This window comes from Caulobacter sp. GW821-FHT12A07 (assembly GCF_058807655.1).
Map to the genome: position 1 here is coordinate 15,771 of NZ_JBXAQX010000015.1, position 18,498 is coordinate 34,268.

21 protein-coding genes are annotated in these 18,498 nt (G+C 69.8%); 10 read left to right on the forward strand and 11 right to left on the reverse strand.

Annotated elements, in window-relative coordinates:
* Positions 1-146: 146 nt before the first annotated feature.
* The 5 genes from AC1RRS_RS22715 (at position 147) to AC1RRS_RS22735 (ending at position 5,432) form a co-directional block, all read left to right on the forward strand.
* Positions 147-2,672, forward strand: coding sequence for a TonB-dependent receptor (locus AC1RRS_RS22715; protein ID WP_492857153.1), 2,526 nt, complete (start codon positions 147-149; stop codon positions 2,670-2,672).
* Between the two features lie 86 nt (positions 2,673-2,758).
* Complete coding sequence (locus AC1RRS_RS22720) at positions 2,759-2,941, forward strand: hypothetical protein (protein WP_492857154.1); 183 nt, start codon at positions 2,759-2,761, stop codon at positions 2,939-2,941.
* A gap of 105 nt (positions 2,942-3,046) precedes the next feature.
* On the forward strand, positions 3,047-4,498 hold the full coding sequence (locus tag AC1RRS_RS22725; protein WP_492857155.1) for an NCS1 family nucleobase:cation symporter-1: 1,452 nt from the start codon (positions 3,047-3,049) through the stop codon (positions 4,496-4,498).
* Positions 4,499-4,551: 53 nt separating this feature from the next.
* Positions 4,552-4,890, forward strand: a complete 339-nt coding sequence (locus AC1RRS_RS22730; RefSeq protein ID WP_492857156.1) for a GIY-YIG nuclease family protein — start codon at positions 4,552-4,554, stop codon at positions 4,888-4,890.
* Positions 4,887-5,432, forward strand: coding sequence for a DUF2239 family protein (locus tag AC1RRS_RS22735; RefSeq protein ID WP_492857157.1), 546 nt, complete (start codon positions 4,887-4,889; stop codon positions 5,430-5,432). The genes AC1RRS_RS22730 and AC1RRS_RS22735 overlap by 4 nt, the downstream gene beginning before the upstream one ends.
* A 29-nt stretch (positions 5,433-5,461) precedes the next feature.
* Here AC1RRS_RS22735 and AC1RRS_RS22740 read toward each other — a convergent pair whose 3' ends face one another.
* The 3 genes from AC1RRS_RS22740 to AC1RRS_RS22750 form a co-directional block, all read right to left on the reverse strand.
* Positions 5,462-5,854 carry a VOC family protein gene (locus AC1RRS_RS22740; RefSeq protein WP_492857159.1) on the reverse strand — a complete coding sequence of 131 codons (393 nt, stop codon included), beginning with the start codon at positions 5,852-5,854 and terminating at the stop codon, positions 5,462-5,464.
* Positions 5,855-5,941: 87 nt separating this feature from the next.
* Positions 5,942-6,772, reverse strand: coding sequence for a flagellin (locus tag AC1RRS_RS22745; RefSeq protein ID WP_492857160.1), 831 nt, complete (start codon positions 6,770-6,772; stop codon positions 5,942-5,944).
* A 1,243-nt stretch (positions 6,773-8,015) separates the two neighbouring features.
* A complete protein-coding gene (locus AC1RRS_RS22750; RefSeq protein ID WP_492857162.1) occupies positions 8,016-8,771 on the reverse strand; it encodes a tRNA1(Val) (adenine(37)-N6)-methyltransferase in 756 nt (251 codons plus the stop codon).
* Between the two features lie 104 nt (positions 8,772-8,875).
* Between AC1RRS_RS22750 and AC1RRS_RS22755 the strand changes: the two genes are divergently transcribed.
* The 3 genes from AC1RRS_RS22755 (at position 8,876) to AC1RRS_RS22765 (ending at position 10,889) form a co-directional block, all read left to right on the forward strand.
* Positions 8,876-9,886 (forward strand): polyprenyl synthetase family protein, encoded by a 1,011-nt coding sequence (locus AC1RRS_RS22755; protein WP_199228555.1) that lies wholly within the window; start codon positions 8,876-8,878, stop codon positions 9,884-9,886.
* Positions 9,886-10,410 (forward strand): hypothetical protein, encoded by a 525-nt coding sequence (locus AC1RRS_RS22760; RefSeq protein WP_492857164.1) that lies wholly within the window; start codon positions 9,886-9,888, stop codon positions 10,408-10,410. The genes AC1RRS_RS22755 and AC1RRS_RS22760 overlap by 1 nt, the downstream gene beginning before the upstream one ends.
* Before the next feature lie 80 nt (positions 10,411-10,490).
* A complete protein-coding gene (locus AC1RRS_RS22765) occupies positions 10,491-10,889 on the forward strand; it encodes a YccF domain-containing protein (protein WP_492857165.1) in 399 nt (132 codons plus the stop codon).
* Between the two features lie 52 nt (positions 10,890-10,941).
* Here AC1RRS_RS22765 and AC1RRS_RS22770 read toward each other — a convergent pair whose 3' ends face one another.
* The 4 genes from AC1RRS_RS22770 to fumC form a co-directional block, all read right to left on the reverse strand.
* Positions 10,942-11,259 (reverse strand): CcdB family protein, encoded by a 318-nt coding sequence (locus AC1RRS_RS22770; RefSeq protein WP_492857167.1) that lies wholly within the window; start codon positions 11,257-11,259, stop codon positions 10,942-10,944.
* Positions 11,253-11,504 carry a type II toxin-antitoxin system CcdA family antitoxin gene (locus AC1RRS_RS22775; RefSeq protein WP_492857168.1) on the reverse strand — a complete coding sequence of 84 codons (252 nt, stop codon included), beginning with the start codon at positions 11,502-11,504 and terminating at the stop codon, positions 11,253-11,255. Before AC1RRS_RS22775 ends, AC1RRS_RS22770 begins: the two co-directional genes overlap by 7 nt.
* A gap of 12 nt (positions 11,505-11,516) precedes the next feature.
* Positions 11,517-12,257, reverse strand: coding sequence for an AAA family ATPase (locus AC1RRS_RS22780; RefSeq protein WP_492857169.1), 741 nt, complete (start codon positions 12,255-12,257; stop codon positions 11,517-11,519).
* A 107-nt stretch (positions 12,258-12,364) separates the two neighbouring features.
* The gene (gene fumC / locus AC1RRS_RS22785) at positions 12,365-13,756 is read right to left on the reverse strand and encodes a class II fumarate hydratase (RefSeq protein WP_492857170.1); all 1,392 of its coding nucleotides are present in this window, start codon (positions 13,754-13,756) and stop codon (positions 12,365-12,367) included.
* A 113-nt stretch (positions 13,757-13,869) separates the two neighbouring features.
* On the opposite strand from fumC, the gene AC1RRS_RS22790 reads away from it, so the two are divergent.
* Together AC1RRS_RS22790 and AC1RRS_RS22795 are read left to right on the forward strand one after the other, a co-directional pair.
* Positions 13,870-14,190 (forward strand): YbjQ family protein, encoded by a 321-nt coding sequence (locus AC1RRS_RS22790; protein ID WP_110132722.1) that lies wholly within the window; start codon positions 13,870-13,872, stop codon positions 14,188-14,190.
* Positions 14,191-14,192: 2 nt separating this feature from the next.
* Positions 14,193-14,591, forward strand: a complete 399-nt coding sequence (locus AC1RRS_RS22795) for a RusA family crossover junction endodeoxyribonuclease (RefSeq protein WP_492857171.1) — start codon at positions 14,193-14,195, stop codon at positions 14,589-14,591.
* On the opposite strand, the gene AC1RRS_RS22800 is transcribed toward AC1RRS_RS22795, so the two are convergent.
* The 4 genes from AC1RRS_RS22800 to AC1RRS_RS22815 form a co-directional block, all read right to left on the reverse strand.
* A complete protein-coding gene (locus AC1RRS_RS22800) occupies positions 14,553-14,945 on the reverse strand; it encodes a hypothetical protein (RefSeq protein ID WP_487289681.1) in 393 nt (130 codons plus the stop codon). The genes AC1RRS_RS22795 and AC1RRS_RS22800 overlap by 39 nt on opposite strands.
* A 55-nt stretch (positions 14,946-15,000) precedes the next feature.
* Positions 15,001-17,103 carry a serine hydrolase domain-containing protein gene (locus AC1RRS_RS22805; RefSeq protein WP_492857172.1) on the reverse strand — a complete coding sequence of 701 codons (2,103 nt, stop codon included), beginning with the start codon at positions 17,101-17,103 and terminating at the stop codon, positions 15,001-15,003.
* Between the two features lie 108 nt (positions 17,104-17,211).
* Positions 17,212-18,012 (reverse strand): C13 family peptidase, encoded by an 801-nt coding sequence (locus tag AC1RRS_RS22810; RefSeq protein WP_492857173.1) that lies wholly within the window; start codon positions 18,010-18,012, stop codon positions 17,212-17,214.
* Between the two features lie 13 nt (positions 18,013-18,025).
* A complete protein-coding gene (locus tag AC1RRS_RS22815; protein ID WP_492857174.1) occupies positions 18,026-18,496 on the reverse strand; it encodes a PaaI family thioesterase in 471 nt (156 codons plus the stop codon).
* Between the last annotated feature and the right edge of the window lie 2 nt (positions 18,497-18,498).

Consider the following 18,498-nt stretch of genomic DNA (forward strand, 5'->3'; position numbering starts at 1 on the left):
GGCAGAGTCTCCGGAATGTCCGCCAGGCGGGGGTCCAGGTGGGGGCGAGGGGACGGGATCGCCGGCCAACGGCGACGAGGGGACTGGCCTTGGGAAACGCAGCGGTGAAGGAAGGGGCGCTGCCGAGTACTGGAGCCCCGGGGGTCTTGCACACACGTCATTGTCGATCCGCCCTGGCGGGCTGGCTCGCGCTCGCCGCCATGGCGACGCCGGCCGCCGCCGTCGCGGCCGCGCCGCGCCGGGTCGACATTCCGGCGGGCACGCCGATGGCGCGGGCCCTGACGTCCTTCTCCGCCCAGACCGACACCGAGATCCTGTTCAACCCGGCCCTGGTGGTGGGTCTGTCCTCGCCCCGCGTTCGCGGCCAGCTGGAGCCTGACGAGGCCCTGCGGCGGCTGCTGGCCGGTTCGGGCCTGGTCGCCCGCCGGCATGGCGGCCGGCTGTTGATCGAGCGGGCCGCGCCGCCGCGCGCCATCGCCGCCGCGTCGTCCGCCGCCGCGCCTCCCGCCACCGCCGAGGTCGATGCGGTGATGGTCACCGCCCTGCGCCGCTCCATGCCCGAGCAGAGCACGCCGCTGTCGATGCGCGTGATCGGCGGCGAGGCCCTGAACGCCACCGGTGCGGTGACCTTCGAGCGCGTCGCCCAGCGCCTGCCGGGCCTGACCCTGACCAGCACGGGCGTAGGCCGCATGCGCATGACCCTGCGCGGCGTCTACGGCTCGGGCGAGGCGACGACGGCCCTCTATTACAACGACGTGCCGGTCTCGGGACCCAGCGGCACCACCGCCGATCCCGGCGGCTCGTTCCCCGACCTGCTGCTGGTCGATGTCGACCGGCTGGAGGTGCTGCGCGGGCCCCAGGGCACGCTCTACGGCTCCAGCGCCATGGGCGGGGCGGTGAAGGTGGCCTTCAACCGCGCCGACCTGTCGCGCGACCAGGCGGGCCTGGAACTGGAAGGCGGCGTCGTCGGCGGCCGGGCCGGCGGGGCGGCGACCGCCGTGGCCAACAAGACCTTCGCCGACGACCGCGCCGCCGTGCGCCTGACGGCCTACCGCCGCGACGAGGCCGCCTTCGCCGACAACGCGCGCCTGGGCCTGACCGGCGTCAACGCCGGCCGCACCATCGGCGCGCGCCTGGCCGCCGCCTGGCGGCCTCGCGACGAGATGCGGATCGACCTGCTGCTGGCCGCCCAGGACTCCAAGCTGCGCGACACCGGGGCCGGCGCGCCGGGCGAGCCCTCGCACGTCTCGCGCAACTTCGTCCGCACTCCGTTCGACAGCCAGGTGTGGTTCGGCGCCCTGTCGTTCGAGAGCCGCCTGCCGGGCGTGCGCTTCTCGGCCTCCCTGGCCCGCTACGAATGGCGCAACATCCGCCAGATCGACTACACCGGCACCCTGCAGTCCGAGCGCGGCAGCGCCGCCGGCTGCGCCCGCTGGCTGGCGCTCGGCTCCAGCCTCGCCTGCGACGCGGGCCAGATGGGCGCCTACGCCTCCTACGTCGACAGCCGCACGCCGGGCCTGCTGTACCAGCCCATCGACCTCGTCGCCGACGTGCGCGAGGCGCGCCTGACCTCCGACTACGAGGGGGCGCTGCAATGGACTGTCGGCCTGTTCTCCGAGACCCGCCGCGACAGCATCGACAGCCAGGTCCGCGTCGCCGACCCGGTCACCGGCCTGCCGGTCGATGCCGCCGGCTACACCGGCCGCCGCATCGTCGACACCCGCCTCGACCAGGTCGCGGCCTATGGCGAGGCGACCCTGGCGGTGGACGACCGGACCGACGTCACCCTCGGCGCCCGCCGCTTCGCCTACGACAAGAAGACCGTCGGCCGGGTGCTGGTGGTCAACGTCATCTCCGACACATCGGGGGGGAATTTCCGCAACCGGGTCGAGGAGGACGGCTGGAGCATGAAGGCCGTGGCCTCGCGCCGCTTCACGCCCCGGCTGATGGGCTACGCTCAGATCTCGCAGGGCTTCCGCCCCGGCGGCGTCAACACCGCCCCTGGCCTGCCGGCCGAGCTTCAGGCCTACGGGTCCGACATGCTGTGGAACCGCGAGCTCGGCCTCAAGTCGCGCTGGGCCGGCGGGCGGCTGTCGGCGAACCTCGCGCTCTACAGCATCGACTGGCGCGACATGCAGTATTCGGCGACGAGCGCCAACGGCGCCTTCGCCTTCGTCACCAACCTGGGCCGCGCCCGCATCGACGGCGCGGAGTTCGACATGGTCTGGAGCCGCGGCGTCTCGAAGCTCGGCTTCAACCTCGCCGCCACCGAGGCCGTGCTGACCCAGGATCAGACCACCGGCGCCATGGCCGGGCTCGGCCACGAGGGCGACCACCTGCCGGCCGTGCCGCGCGAGGCCTTCACCGTCTGGGGCGAGACCCGCCGCGAGCTGCCGGGCGGGGCGGCCCTGATCCTCAACGGCTCGGCCGCCTATGTCGGCCAGTCGCGCTCGACCTTCGAGTCCGTCAGCCCTGGCTCGGGCCGCGACCTGGGCGGCGTCACCCTGCTGGACGGCCGGGTGGCCATCGAGCAGGGGCGGGGATCCGTCGGCCTGTTCGTCGAGAACCTGCTCGACTCCGACGCCCCGCTGTTCATCACCACGGGCCGCCTGCCGCAGTCGTTCTCGCCCCAGCCGCGCCGCGTGGGTCTGAGCCTGCGTTTCGCCTACTGATTGATGTTTTCGCCTGCTGAGCGAGTTCGTGTTAACCTTCCCGCACGCGCCCGTCAGAGGCGTGGCAATCGTTAGGGAGGTTCAACATGGCCCACGCCATGCGTGTTTCCGTGCGTCCCGTGTTCTTCAAGACCTGTGACGTCAACAAGCCGGAGTCGCCCGAGCTCCGGCACGCCGGCCCCTGCATCCAGTGGGACAGGGTCGGCATCATCGCCATGGTGCTGATGTTCGGCGCCGGCCTGGCGACCTGGGCCTACGCAGCGCTCTGATACTCGCCGCCGATCACCGATTTCCCAGGTGACGGCGGTGGTCTCGTCGCGCCATGCTCTCTCCTTTCGACGCTCGTTGTTCTGGGCGGGGGCTTGGGGGAGCGCATGGCGGACGAGACGAGCAATCTCTGGAACGACGACCTGGCGCCGACCACGGCCGCCCAGCGAACTTGGCGCGCCCGTCACTTCGCGGCCCTGTGGCTGGGCATGGTCATCGCCGTGCCCGCCTACATGCTGGCCGCAGGCCTGGTGGAGCAGGGGATGTCGGCGGTCCAGGCCGTCTGGGCGGTGCTGCTGGGCAACCTGATCGTCCTGGTCCCCATGCTGCTGATCGGCCACGCCGGCGCCAAGCACGGCGTGCCCTACGCGGTGCTGGCTCGGGCCTCGTTCGGCTGGAGGGGAGCCCGTTTGCCCGCGCTGGCCCGCGCCATCGTCGCCTGCGGCTGGTACGGCATCCAGACCTGGATCGGCGGCGGCGCGCTCCTGACCCTGCTCGGCGTCATGGTCGGGGCCAAGCTGGACGGTCCGATGATCCCGCTGCTGGGCATCGGCGTCGGCCAACTGCTGGCGTTCCTGGCCTTCTGGCTGATCCAGCTGGCCTTCGTCACCAAGGGCCTGGAGACCGTCCGCAAGCTCGAGACCTGGACCGCGCCGGTCAAGGTGATCGTCTGCGTCGCCCTGGTCTGGTGGGCGCTGTCGAAAGCCGGCGGTCTGGGACCCATCCTGCACGAGCCCTCGGCCTATGACGCCGGCGGCGCCAAGGCCGGCCGCTTCTGGGCCGACTTCGGCCCGGCCGTCACCGCCATGACCGGCTACTGGGCCACGCTCGCCCTCAACATCCCCGACTTCACCCGCTTCGCCCGCACCCAGAAGGACCAGATCGTCGGCCAGGCCCTGGGCCTTCCCGGTCCCATGGCCCTGCTGGCGGCGATGAGCGTCGTCGTCACCTCGGCCACGGTGCTGATCTTCGGCAAGGCGATCTGGGACCCGGTGGCCCTGTCGGGCGACATCGGCGGCATCGCGGTGCTGGTTGGCCTGGTGGTGATCAGCCTCGACACCGTCTCGTGCAACATCGCCGCCAACCTGGTCGGCCCGGCCTATGACTTCGCCGCCCTCTGGCCCAAGCGGATCACCTACCGCATCGGCGGCTACATCACCGCCGTCATCGGCGTGCTGATCATGCCCTGGAAGCTCCTGGAGAGCACGGCGGGCTACATCTTCGTCTGGCTCACCGGCTACGGCGCGCTGCTGGGCCCCATCGCCGGCATACTGATCGTCGACTACTGGCTGCTGCGCCGCACGGTGCTGGACGCGCCCGGCCTCTATGACCGCACCGGACCCTACACCTACCGCAACGGCTGGAATCCGGCGGCCCTGGTCGCCTTCGCCGTCGGTGTCGCGCCCAATCTGCCGGGCTTCCTGCACGCGGCCGCCCCGCACGCCTTCGCGGGCGTCGGCGCGCCTTGGACGACCCTCTACCAGTATGCCTGGTTCGTCGGGGCGGGCCTGGCCGGCGCGCTCTACTGGGGCCTGATGGCGAGAAAAACACCCGGGTAATATTGACTCCATAATTTGCCCGGGTAAAAAGCCGTCAACTCAAGGAGACGGCGATGAACTCGCGCAAGGCGCTGCTGCGCGCCTACAAGGAAGAAAAGCCCCGGCCCGGCGTCTACGCCGTGCGCTGCGGGCGCACCGGCCAGGCCTTTGTCGGCGGCACCGAGAACCTGGCGACCCGCCAGAACGGCGTCTGGTTCTCCTTGCGCCTGGGCTCGCATCCCAACGCCCGCCTGCAAGGCGCCTGGAATGCTCATGGCGAAACGGCTTTCGCCTTCGAAGTGCTGGAAACGATCGACGCCGAGGGCCTGGAGCCCAAGGGCAGGGCGCTGCGCCTGGCCGACCGCCGCAAGCACTGGTGCCAAGCCCTGAACGCGGTAGACCTCGTCCGATGACCTACGCCCTGTTCGAGACTGGCCGTCGCCTCGCCGCCGGCGACCAGCTGACCGTCGCCCTGGCCGCCCAGGCGGTGTTCGCAAGGCGTCCCGACGCCCCGCTGCTGATCTTCGATCCCGACGGCCGGCAGGTGGACTTCGACCTGCGCGGCGGCCCCGAGGATCTCGCCGCCCGCCTAGCGCCGGCCGAGGCCGAACCGGAAACGCCGCGCGGCCGCGGCCGGCCCAAGCTCGGCGTCGTCGCGCGTGAAGTGACGCTGTTGCCGCGCCACTGGGACTGGCTGGCCGCCCAGCCCGGCGGCGCCTCGGTGGCCCTACGCAAGCTGGTCGAGGCCGCCCGCCGCGAGGCCGAGGCCCCCGACCGCCAGCGCCGCGCCCGCGACGCCGCCTACCGCTTCGCCAGCGCCGCAGCCGGCGACGCCCCCGGCTTCGAGGCGGCCATGCGGGCGCTCTACGCCGGCGACCGGGAAGGGTTCGAGGCCGGCCTCGCGCAATGGCCCGCCGACGTTGCCGAGCACGCTAGGACGCTAGCCGACCTCTAGATCCTTCTCCCGCAATGGGAGAGGGGCTTCTACTTGCCGCGCGGCTGCAACAGGTCCCAGCGGTTGCCGTAGAGGTCCTCGAACACCGCCACGCTGCCATACGCCTCGTGCCGGGGCTCCTCGAGGAAGGTCACGCCTGCAGCGGAGAGCCGGGCGTGGTCGCCGTCGAAGTCGTCGGTGTGCAGGAAAAGCCAGACCCGGCCGCCGCCCTGGCCGCCGACCATCGCCGCTTGGCGCTCGTCGGCCGCCTTGGCCAGCAGGAACCGCGACCCACCCGGGCCGGGGGAGACGACGACCCAGCGCTTGCCCGCGCCCAGCTCGCTGTCCTCCACCAGGTCGAAGCCCATCTTGCCGACATAGAAGCCCAGGGCCTCGTCATAGTCGCGCACGAGCAGGGACAGGAGGGCGAGGTGCTGGGCCATGGCGACTCACGCGGGGGAAGGGGAGGGAGAGCGCGGACTTTGGGGCCAATTCCCCATCCGTAAAATCCCTGCTTTCGGTGGAGAGCCTCAGCCCCCGAACAGCTTCAAGAGATAGCTCGGCGCGGCGTTGGCGATCGACAGCGACTTGATCGCCAGCTGCTGCTTGATCTGGAGCGCCTGGAGACGCGTCGCCTCCTGGGCCATGTCGGCGTCGACCAGCCGGCCGACTGAGGCCTCCAGCGTGTCCTGCAGCTTGTCGATGAAGGTCAGGTGGGTGTCGAGCGCGTTGGCCTGGGTGCCCAGGGTCGACAGGGCGGCGGTGACCTTCTGCATCACGCCGTCCATGGCCTTGATCTCGACGTTTGTCGGCCGGGTCAGCAGGTCGGCGGGCATGCCCGACATCGTCGCGCCCGAGGTCGACAGGTCCACGTGGTCGACGTCGATGGTCGAGTCGGCCTTGGCGTTGGCCAGGGCCTTGATGGAGCCGTTCGAGCCCGACGAGATCAGGTTCACGCCGTTGAAGCTGGCGTTCTCGACCGCCCGGTCGATCTGCTTGCGCAGCGAGACGTAGTCGTCGCTCAGCGCCTTGCGGCTGGCGGTGGTCAGGCTGGCGTCGGAAGCCGCCAGCATCTTCTGCTTCATCTGGTCGAGCAGGTCGGTGACGGTGTCGCCGGCCGCCAGGGCGACGTCCGTCGTCGATTGGCCGCGTTGCAGCGAGGCGCGCACGGCGTCCAGCGATTTGGCCTCGGCCGACTGCATCTTGGCGGTCGCCCAGACGGCGGGATTGTCCTTGGGGCTCGAGATCTTCAGGCCGGTCGCGATGCGGCGCAGCGTGGTCGCCAGTTCGCCATTGATGGCGTTCAGCGACTGCAGGGCGATCATCGCCCCCACATTGGTGTTGATGCTGTTCAGCGGCATCGACCCGTTTCCCGGCGCGGCCATTCTGGCCAAGGACGCGTTTTGCATCCAAGGCGCAGTTCTGCACGCGTTGCGTTAGCGGATCGTTAGGATGCGCGGAAAAGTTATCGACCTCTATTCCCTCTCCCCTCGCGGGAGAGGGCAGCCCTGCGAAGCAGGGTCGGGTGAGGGGTCTCTCAGAACTCTCAGCGCCACTCCTCCCCCGCTTGCGGGGGAGGGGGACCGCGAAGCGGTGGAGGGGGACCGCGAAGCGGTGGAGGGGGCGAGACCGGGCGGGGCCTGTCCGCTCTCTCCCCCGTAAAATCCCCGCGAAAGCGGGGACCCAGGCTTTTTCTGCAATCCGCCGCGTTTGATCCCTCTCCCCTTGCGGGAGAGGGTGGCCCTGCGGAGCAGGGTCGGGTGAGGGGTCTCTCAAATCTCGAAGCCGTGTGCAGCGGTCAGGCCGGGCGGAAGCGTCTCCCATTTGAGAGACCCCTCATCCGACGGCCTTCGGCCGCCACCTTCTCCCGCAAGGGGAGAAGGATCGGGGGATACGCACGCTGCTCGCACGGCGTACTCGTAAAAGAGTTGAGCGAACTCAACGCCCTACAACTTTATAACCCGAACTTATCCCCACCTGCTCAACCCGCCCCATAATCATCCCCATCCCAGCCATGGGGAGGGCTCTTGGTACCGGCCCGAGTTAGCGGCTGAGATCGCATCGAGCGGGGCCGCTTGAAGCGTCATGGGAAGGGCGGGTTTGCAGGATCGCTCAGAAGGCGTGATTGGGCCGCCAAGCCGTTCCGTGACGAGACAAGCGGGTCGACAGGGCCGGGATCGTTTCAAACCGGCCTAACAGGATCAGCCGAGGCGCCGCCGGATCACCGCGGGGCTATTGGTCCTGCCCGTCCGAGGGGCAACCGGGTCCAGGGTTGAAAGAGGCCCGCGCCCCCGGTCCTTCGAGCCTACGATGCGGCGGAGCGGTCAGACGAAGCCGAAACGCTAAACCACATCACGGTCTCCGGGCTCCGCCCGGCCGCTCCGCGCCTCCCCGACCTAACGCGCCTTCGCGCGGGAGATCGCAAACCCGTGTCCCTCTCCCCCTGCGGGAGAGGGTGGCCTCCCGGAGGGAGGTCGGGTGAGGGGTCTCTCAGAACTGAAAGCGTGTGCAGCGGTCAGGCCGGGTGGAGGCGTCCCATGTCTGAGAAACCCCTCATCCGTCGGCTTCGCCGCCACCTTCTCCCGCAAGGGGAGAAGGATTTCCTCACCATCCCAGCGCCGCTTCCCCTCGCAGTATCGCTTCCGCCGCCGCCGAATGCTTGCCGCCCTCCCGGTCGTGCATGACCAGCGCCGGCAGCAGCACCAGCGGCGCCTTGCCGGTCTTCACCGCCCGCACCAGCACGCGCTTGGCCGGCGTATCCGAAAACGGCTGCACCGGGCGGATGCGGAACGAGCCGGCCTTGGGGGCCAGCAAGGCCAGCATGTCGGCCAGGCGGTCGGCGCGGTGGATCAGGGTGATGGTCCCGCCCTCGCGCACCGCCTTCAGGGCGAAGGCGGTCCAGGCCGAAAGGCCCGCGTCGGCCATCCAGGCGCCGGACTTTTCGGGGGAGGGCGCGCGTAGGGCCTTGGGGTCGTCGAAGAACGGCGGGTTGCTGATCATCGCGTCGAACACCGGCAAGCCCAGCGCCCGGAAGCCGGCGGCCACGTCGCCCTCGAATATTTCCACCCGATCGGCCAGCTGGTTGAGATCCGCGTTCTCTCGCGCCAGGGCGGCGGCGGCCGGATCGCGCTCCAGTCCGACGAATCGCGCGCCGGATCGACGGGTCGCGGCGGCCAGCAGGGCCCCGCCGACCCCGCAGCCGGCCTCGATCACGCGATCGCCGTCGCTCGCGTCGCAGGCGGCCGCCAGCAGGGCCGCGTCGAGCCCGGCCCGGTATCCCGCCGCCGATTGGCGAAGCTTGACGCGGCCGTCCAGCACGCGATCTTCGGTGACGGAGGGAACTGAGGAGGGGTCTGACAACGTTTCGGGCCTTGTGCTCGCCTTGACCCTGACCTATCCCGCCACCATTGTCGCTCGCAACGGTCCTGGCGCCGCGCGTGGCGTCGCCTGAGGAGTACATGGTCTTGGACGCAGCTGCAGCGACCCTCGCCCGACAACCGGGATCGGTGGATCGTCTCGTGCGCCTGGCCTCCGCCGACATGGCGGGCGTCGACAGCCTGATCACCGATCGCATGCAGAGCGACGTGCCGGTGATCCCGGCCCTGGCCGAGCACCTGATCGCCGCCGGCGGCAAGCGCCTGCGCCCGCTGCTGACCGTGGCCGCCGCGCGCCTGGCCGGTTCCGATAACGACCACTGCCTGAAGCTGGCCGCGGCCGTCGAGTTCATCCACACCGCCACCCTGCTGCATGACGACGTGGTCGACGGCAGCCAGCTGCGCCGCGGCAAGGTCGCCGCTCACCTTATCTGGGGCGCGGCCCAAAGCGTGCTGGTCGGCGACTTCCTGTTCGCCCGCGCCTTCGAGCTGATGGTCGAGACCGACTCGATGCGCGCCCTTCAGATCCTGGCCCAGGCCAGCCGCGTCATCGCCGAGGGCGAGGTGATGCAGCTGATGCGCAGCCACGACCTCAACCTGTCTCAGGCGCTCTATCTCGAGATCATCGCGGCCAAGACCGCCGAGCTGTTCGCCGCCGCCGCCGAGGCGGGTGCGGTGTCGGCCGGCGTCGACGCCGAAAAGTCCAAGGCCTTGCGCGACTACGGCATGAGCCTGGGTCTGGCCTTCCAGCTGGCCGACGACGCCCTCGACTACGGCGGCGCCACCGAGACCCTGGGCAAGAACGCCGGCGACGACTTCCGCGAAGGCAAGGCCACCCTGCCGCTGCTGCTGGCCATCGCCCGCTCCGGCCCGCGCGAGGCCGAGTTCTGGGAACGCGCCATCGGCCGTCGCGAACAGACCGAAGCCGACTTCCGCCGCGCCCGCGAGCTGATCATCGGCACCGGCGCCCTGGACGCCACCCTCGATCTGGCCGCCGAGCACGCCGACAAGGCCAAGGCGGCCCTGGCGGTCTTCCCGCAGAACGATTGGCGCGAGAGCCTCGAAAGCCTCGCCGACTTCGCGGTCAGCCGCCGGGCCTGATGGCGCAGGGCTACAACCCCTCCGGCGACCCCCACGGTCACGACCGTCACCACGGCGCCCACGCGGCCGGCGAGGCGGCGGGCAAGGTGATCGGCGGCGGCGTCGGGGTGCTGGTCGGCTTCGCCCTGATCCTGCTGTTCTTCGGCCCGCTGCTGTGGGCCCCGGTCTTCGCCGGTCTCGGCGCGGCGCGCTTCACGCCCGGCGCCTGGCAGCCCTGGCTGGCCGGGCTCGCGGCCGCCGGCGCGGCGCTGTTCGTCCAGTTCCTGCTGCTCGTCCAGAAGAGCCCCGTGCTGCGCTACCCCGTCGTTGCGCTGTTCTCGGTCGCCTGGGTCGGCGGCCTGTGGCTGGAGCTGACCGCCCCGCCGCACGACTGGCTGACCACGGCGCCGACCTGGCATGCGCCCGGCCCCTGGAGCTGGGTCCTGATCGGCCTGGGCGTCGTCGTCTATGCCGGCCTCTACCTCCTGGCCCTGTCGCGCTTCGGCAAGGGCCGGTGGGCCAAGCGCTGGCAACTGCTGCGGTGAATTCGCCGTAAGGTCGCGTCCGCAAGCTCGACAACGGCGCGACGACGTCCCAAATCTCGGGCGGAGACGAAAGGACCGCGATGATCCGCTTCATCCTCAACCTGCTCTGGTTCTTCCTCGGCGGCTGGCTGTCGGGCCTGCTGTGGCTGCTGGGCGGCCTGCTGCTGGCCATCACCATCGTCGGTCTGCCCTATGCGGGCGCGGCGTGGCGCATCGCCGGCTTCGCCTTCTGGCCGTTCGGCAAGGAGGTCGTCAGCCGCGACCTCGTCACGGGGCGCGGCGACCTGGGCACCGGCCCGCTGGGCTTCGTGCTGAACGTGATCTGGTTCGTGCTGGGCGGCTGGTACATCGCGCTGAGCCACCTGCTGATCGCCGTGGCCGAAGCCATCAGCATCATCGGCATCCCGTTCGCCATCAAGGACCTGCAACTGGCCTGGATCGCCCTGGCTCCGATCGGCCGCACGGTGGTCAAGCGCTAGAGCATTTTCCGACGAAGTGGATACCGGTTCGTCGTGAGAAAATGCGCCGAGCTCAGAAGCCGGTGAATAGCCGGTCGAGGGCGCGCCGGATGGCGTCTTCGTGGGCGGCGAGGGAGGCGACGCGCTGGCGGAGCAGTATAGTCGAAACGCCGACCAGTTCGGGAATGAAGGCTAGAAGCGTCTGGCCCTGGATCTCGACCTCGGCCGACAGTTCGCTGAGCGGCAGGGCGCTTTCCGGCAAATACAGCGGAGCCACGACGACCGTGGGAAGATCCCCGGCATGGTGCGACTGAAGCACGACGACATAGGGCGCGGCCGCACGGGTGCGGATCGAGGGGTTGGGAAAGACGTCGAACTGGCGGATCACCACCTGCGCAGGTCGTCCCCGAAAGCGCCGCCGGCTTCCACCCGTTCACGATAGCGCCGGATAGCCTCGGCGTTCTCTTCCGCCCACCGCCGCGCCCGTTCCTCGGCGCCGGCCGGATCCACCTTCTGCAAGTGCAGCCGCAGCTGCGTCTCGCTCATGCCGGCGACCGAAATCCCCAGCCGCTGCGCCTGCGCCAGCAGTTCCGGATCGACGCCCCCAGGCGTGATGTCGAGTTCGGGCTTGCCCATGGCCCAAGGCTATCACGCCTCGTCGTCGCTCGACAGCAGCACGTCCAGGAAGGTCTGGCGGCGGTTGAGGAAGTTGCGAGTCACCTGGAAGTGCTCGGTGTCCTCGTACTCCACCCTCTCAAGCCCGCGTTCGGAGGCCTGGTAGATCCAGGCGTCCGGATAGCCCAGCAGGATTGGCGAGTGGGTGGCGATGATGAACTGCGAGCGCGCCAGCACCAGTTCATGCAGCCGCGCCAGAAACGACAACTGCCGGGTGGGCGACAAGGCCGCTTCCGGTTCGTCGAGGATGTAGAGGCCGTCGCCGCGGAAGCGGTTGTCGAAGAGCGAGAAGAAGGCTTCGCCGTGCGACTGCTCGTGCAACGGAACCGCGCCGTAGCCCGACACGCCGACTTCCTCGATGTAGCTGGCGACGTTGAAGAAGCTTTCGGCGCGCAGGAAATAGCCGTCGATCGGCCGCAGATGTCCTCGGACGCGGCGAATGTGCTGGCTGAGTTGGGAGTGCGAGGCGCGGGTGGAGAAGTTGACGTTCGCCGAGCCGCCCTCGGCGTTGAAGCCCCAGGCCACGGCCAGGGCCTCGATCAGGGTCGACTTGCCCGAGCCGTTCTCACCGACCAGAAAGGTCACACGCGGGTGGAAGGCCAGGGTGTCGAGACCGCGCACGACCGGCAGGTTGAACGGATAGGCGGACGGGTTCCAGCCCTCGCGCCGTTCGAAACGGGCTTCGATCCAGTAGGGGCGGTCGAGAGCGGTCATGCGACCTTTCGCATAGCATCGCCGTGGCGCAACCGGGAGACGCCGTGGCCCATACGAAAGCGGGGCGGTCGCGAAATGCGCCGCCCCGTTGCGTCAGTCGATCAAGCTCAGCCCGGCGAGACCATGTTTTCCGGGCGGACGTACTGGTCGAACTCTTCGTTCGTCAGGTAGCCGCCGCCGACGGCTTCGTCGCGCAGGGTGGTGCCGTTCTTGTGGGCGGTCTTGGCGATCTTGGCGCAGATGTCGTAGCCCAGGCGGCCGTTCAGGGCCGTGACCAGCATCAGCGAGTTCTCGACGCCCTTCTGGATGTTGTCGATGCGCGGCTCGATGCCGACCACACAGTTGTCGGTGAAGCTGATCGCCGCGTCGGCCAGCAGGCGCACCGACTGCAGGAAGTTGTAGGCCATCACCGGGTTGAAGACGTTCAACTCGAAGTGGCCTTGGCTGCCGGCGAAGGTCAGGGCGGCGTGGTTGCCGAACACCTGCACGCAGACCTGGGTGAGGGCTTCACACTGGGTCGGGTTGACCTTGCCCGGCATGATCGACGAGCCCGGCTCGTTTTCCGGCAGGGCCAGTTCGCCCAGACCCGCGCGCGGGCCCGAGCCCAGGAAGCGGATGTCGTTGGCGATCTTGAACAGCGAGGCGGCGACCGTGTTGATGGCGCCGTGGCTGAACACCATGGCGTCGTGGGCGGCCAGGGCCTCGAACTTGTTCGGGGCGGTGGTGAAGGGCAGGCCGGTGATGGCGGCGATGGCTTCGGCCACGCCTTCGGCGAAGCCGATCGGGGCGTTCAGGCCGGTGCCGACGGCGGTGCCGCCCTGGGCCAGTTGCATCAGCTTGGGCAGGGTCTGCTCGATACGCTCGATGCCGTTCTCGACCTGCTGGGTGTAGCCGCCGAACTCCTGGCCCAGCGTCAGCGGGGTGGCGTCCTGGGTGTGGGTGCGGCCGATCTTGATGATCTGCGCCCAGGCTTCCGACTTGGCCTTCAGGGCCGCGTGCAGGTGCTTGAGGGCGGGCAGCAGGTCCGAGACGATCTGCTCGGCGCAGGCCACGTGCATCGCCGTCGGATAGGTGTCGTTCGACGACTGGCTCATGTTGACGTGGTCGTTCGGATGGACGGGCTTCTTCGTGCCCATCTCGCCGCCCAGGATCTCGATCGCGCGGTTCGAGATCACCTCGTTGGCGTTCATGTTCGACTGGGTGCCCGAGCCGGTCTGCCAGACGACCAGCGGGAAGTGGTCGTTCAGCTTGCCTTCGATGACCTCGTTGGCCGCCTGGACGATGGCGTCCTTGATGGCCGCGTCGAGCTTGCCGAGCTTGTGGTTGGTCTCGGCGGCGGCGCGCTTGACGATGCCCAGGGCCCGGACGACCGGAAGCGGCTGCTTCTCCCAGCCGATCTTGAAGTTGCCCAGGCTGCGCTGGGCTTGCGCGCCCCAGTAGCGGTCGGCGGCGACTTCGATGGGACCGAAGGTGTCGGTCTCGGTGCGCGTGGCGGTCATGCGGCGGATCCTCAAGCGATGATGCGGGCGGTCTACCCCCCGAGGGCCGCCTTCGCAACGCCATGGTGCGCCGCAACGACGTTAGTTATACCGGCGGACCTCAGGAGGATCCCATGCTCGTCGCCACCACCAACGATCTGCCCGGCTATCGCGTCGTCGAACATCTCGGCCTGGTGCGGGGCGTGACCGCCCGTTCGCGCAGCGTGATCGGCAATATCGGCGGCTCGATCCAGCAGATCTTCGGCGGCAACCTGTCGATCTACACCAAGCTGGCCGAGACGGCCCGGCAGGAGGCCTACGAGCTTCTGGTGCAGCACGCCCGCGAACTGGGGGCCGACGCCGTGATCGCCATGCGCTACGACGCCAATGAGATCATGGAAGGGGTCACCGAGGTTCTGGCCTACGGCACCGCCGTGAAGGTCGAAAAGCTCTGAGCGTGGCCGATCTCGACCGGGACGACTGGGTCCATCACGGCAAGGTCAGGGCGCGCGAGGCTGGCGGCGAGCTGACCATCGTCGTCGACGGCCTGACCACCCAGGCCAAGTACTACAAGCCGCTGATCTACGAGTTCTTCCGCAAGACCTGGCGCGGTTCGCGGCCGGCCTGGGGCGAATTCTCGGTCGAGATCGGCATGGAGTTCGTCGGCGAGCCGCCGTGGCTGGATCTCGACAACCTGGCCAAGGCGCTGCTCGACGCCATCAAGGGCTACGCCTTCCACGACGACGCCCAGGTCGCCCGGCTGCTGGTCGAGCGGCGTCCGGGCGAGCGCGAGCGGATCGTGATCGTGGTGCGGAAGCTAGAGTCGCGCTTTCTGCGGGGCACGCTCGAGGGCTGACGCGCCGATCGAGATGTAGAGCACGATCAGGAAGGCCAGGTAGCGGCCCAGGCTGGACGGCTCCGCGCCCGGCGCCAGGGGCACGAAGCCCAGCAGGATCAGGTTGGCGGCCGCCGCGCCCGGCAGGGCGAAGGCCATGGCCGGATAGAGTCGCCGGCTGCGGGGAATGCGCAGCAGCCGTGCGGTGGCCTGGAAGGCGAAGGTGACCAGCGCCGCCGCCAGGAAGGCGTTGGCCGCGTAGAACCAGAAGGCGCGCTCGATCAGTTCGGCCCCGAAGGCGCCGTAGAACAGCGTGACCGCCAGCCAGGCCCCAAGGCCCGTTCCGGCCAGGATGCAGACGTTCCGTTTCGACACGCGCGAACTCCCCCAGTATCGCTACTGGGGGAGAGCCTGCACGGGCCGTGCCGGATCAGGTGTTCCAGAATTCCAGGAAGCCCCAGGCCGCCAGCACGATGGAGAAGCTGGTGAAGATCAGGGCGGTGACGGTGAAGGCCAGCTTGCGCAGGTCGCTCCAGCTGTCGACGCGACGGCCGCCGCGCCAGATCACCGGCGCCATGATCAGGGTGAAGAGGCTCAGCACCGTGGCGATGAAGGCGCAGGCCGAGGCCGTCAGCAGCCAGCCGCTGGGCCAGCCGAAGACCACCGCGGCCACGTCTCCCGAGCCTGCCGCAAAGGCGGCCACGCAGGCGATGGCCACCAGCCACAGCACGGCTTGAGTGGTCTGCAGCAGGCTGGCGCGGGCCTGGCTGGTGGTCTGGCGGGTATCGCGACGGCTGCGGACGAAGACGCCGGCCAGGGTGGCGATCGAGGCCAGGGCCGCCAGGAGGGTCGCGCCGGCCAGTACGCCGGTGCGGAGAAGCGCACCGACCCGTTCGTAAGCGGCCGCGCCCGACGGCGCGAAGAAGCGCGCGGGCGCGCCGTCCTGGCGCTGGAACACCAGCAGGTCGGCGCCGTCGGCGGCCTTGAAGACGTCCTGGCGGTCGGTCGGTATCCAGAGGCGGGTGCGGCCGTCGCTGGTGATCGCCAGGCCGCCCTGGGCGCTGGCGCGGACCTTGGCGACGCCGATCAGGCGATCGACGAAGCCTTCCAGCCCGCCATAGGCGCGGCGGTCGGTCAGGTAGTCGCCTTCATAGGCCAGCGCCGCTTCCGGGTTCAGGGGCGTGAACGCGGGCACGGCGCGGGCCGGCGCGTAGAAGCGCTCGACGATCGAGGCGGGCAGGGTGGCGGGCAGGTCCTGGCCAGTGTCGGTGTTGACCGAGATGAAGACGCCGAGGCCAAGATCGGGGACCAGCACCATATTGGAATGGAACCACAGGGTCGCACCGGCGTGGCCGAAGCCGCGGCGGCCGCCGGGCAGGGGGATGTCCTGGAAGCCGGCGTTCCAGCCGGCGGCGCCGGCGGCCGGGCGATAGCCGGCCGTGCGGAAGGCCTGGGCGGCGCGCTGCGAGAAGACGGTGCGGCCGTCGATCGTCCCGCCGTTCAGCAGCAGGGTCATGTAGCGGGCCATGTCGGCCGCGGTGCTGGAGGCCGAGCCGGCCGGCGCGATCTGGCCGACGAACTCCACCGGCTGGGCCTCCAGGCCCAGCGGCGTCCAGCGGTAGCCTTCAGCCAGGTCGGCGGCCAGGGCCGGGGCCATGGGCGCGGGCAGGTCGTCGCGCCAGGCGCGCGGCTCGCGGAAGGTGGTGCGTTGCAGGCCGGCCGGCACGATCACCCGCTCGGCGATCAGGTCTTCGAACGGCTTGGCGCCGGTGTTGGCCAGGGCCGCGCCGACCAGGGCGACGCCGTAGTTGGAATAGGCCGGCAGCACGCCAGGCTCGCGCACCCGGTTGGGCCGCTCCTGGCGCAGATAGACGTCGAGCGGGCGCACGCGGCGCTCCTCGCGCTCGAACAACTGGCCCAGGACCCGGTCCTCGAACCCGGCGGTGTGGGTGTAGAGGTCGCGCACCCGGATCGGCGTCTTCTTGCCCTGGTCGCGCACCTGCAGCTTCTCGGGCAGGTAGACGTTGATCGGCGCGTCGGGACGGATGCGGCCGGCGTCGATCTCGTTCTGCAACGCGATCCAGGTGAAGGTCTTGGAGATCGAGCCGATGCGGAACAGCGTGCGGTCCGGATCGACTGGCCGGCCACGCGCCAGGCTGGCCGCGCCATAGCCCTTCTTCAGAACCACCTGGCCGTTCTGGACCACCGAGATGGTGACCCCGGCGATGTGATCCTCGGCCATGGCCCGGCGCACCGCGCCGTCGACGAAGGCTTCGAGCTCGGGGGCGGGCAGGGGCGTGACGCCTGGAACGGCGGCGGCCGGAGGCGGCGTGATCGGGGCGACAGGCGTCGCCGGCGCACGGCGGAAGGTCGGTCTGGGCGGCGTGGCGGCGGGAACCGAGGGAGCCGTGGGCGCGGGCGTCGCGGTCGCCGTCGGCGCGGCGTCCTGACTGGTGGCGGCGTTCGCCCCCATGAGCCAGAGGCCGACGATCGCCGCGCACCGCACGGCCTTGGACGACATACGCAACGTCACGAACCCCACCTCTTCGGCTAACGCGTCAGAAGGGTCTTCTTAGGCCAATTCGTCAGGCGAGGGACACCGGCGTCAGGAAGAAAATCACGCCAAGCAGTATGCAGCTGTTCAATTTTCCGCCGATGGCGGCGCGGCGTTCGGCGCGGGCGCCGGTTTGCGGGCCTTGGCGAAGGTGTAGAGGGGCAGCAGCGGCCGCAGTTCGGGGCCGATCCACAGCTGCGGCTCCGAGGGCGGGCTGGCGCCGGTGTCGATCTCCTTGCGGGCCACGCAGGCCTGAACCGCTCGTCCCAGGACGGCGAAGTCGCGCGCCTTGCCGATCTCGCCCAGGAAGCAGTCGTCGAAATAGGGGTAGCGGTCGCTCTCGCCGCAGCCGAACGAGGTGCGGTCGAGCCGGGCGGCGGTCAGGATCATCCGATCGTCGCGTTCGAGCGAGGGTACGAAGACGCCGGAGAAGCAGGCCGAGATCACCACGATCGACGGCCGGCCGGGGCAGGCGCCGTCGACCATCGCCGCCAGTTCCTGCGGGCGCAGCAGCTTCTTGCCCATGATCACGCCCTGAGGCGCGCCGTGCGAGGTGATGTAGACCAAGCAGCCGCCGGTCGAGGTCTTGGCCGCCGATCTCAGGCCGTCCTCGATCGCCTTGGCGTTCGAGACGTTCAGTGTCTGGTTGCGATAGCGCTTGGGGCGGACCGAGAACTGCGTCGGCGCCGGGAAGCCCAGGCCGACCAGGTTTTCAGCGACATCGCGGCGGGCGTTGTCGAAGGCCTCGGTCGAGCCGCCTCCGTGGGCGCGCCAGTCGCCGGCGATCACCACCGAGGCCCAGTGGTCGAACGGGCTCTCTGCCCGAGCTGGCGCGATCGCCAGACAGGCCAGGACCAGTCCGACCAGAAAGCCCGCCGCTCGCCCCATTTCCGCGTGATCCCTATTTCTTGAACTTGGCGAAGGGCGTCGGCAGGGCCGTGCCCGTGGAGGTCGCCAGCAGGCGGCCCTCGGCGTCATGGAGCTCGCCTTCCATGAAGCAGACCGTACGGCCCCACTTCACCACCCGGCCGACGCCGAGCAACGGGCCGGGCAGGGCCGGCCGCAGGAAGCTGGTCTTCATCTCGAGGGTAGGCACGACGTGGGTCATGCCCGAGGTGATCAGGCCGGCCACCGACATGCATTCGTCGAGCATGGCGCAGACGAAGCCGCCCTGGATCTGGCCCATCGGATTGGCCAGCAGGTCGGCGCGAGCGTCGAAGGCGATCTCGACGCGGCGCTCGGCCTGGCTGACGGCGATGAGCTTGAAGCCCAGCGTTAGGGCGCTGGGCGGCGCGTTCTTCGAGGCGTTGAAGCGCGCGAGGATCGCCTCGTCGGTGAGAGTGGATCGCTCCTCCGAGACGACGTCGTTCAAGG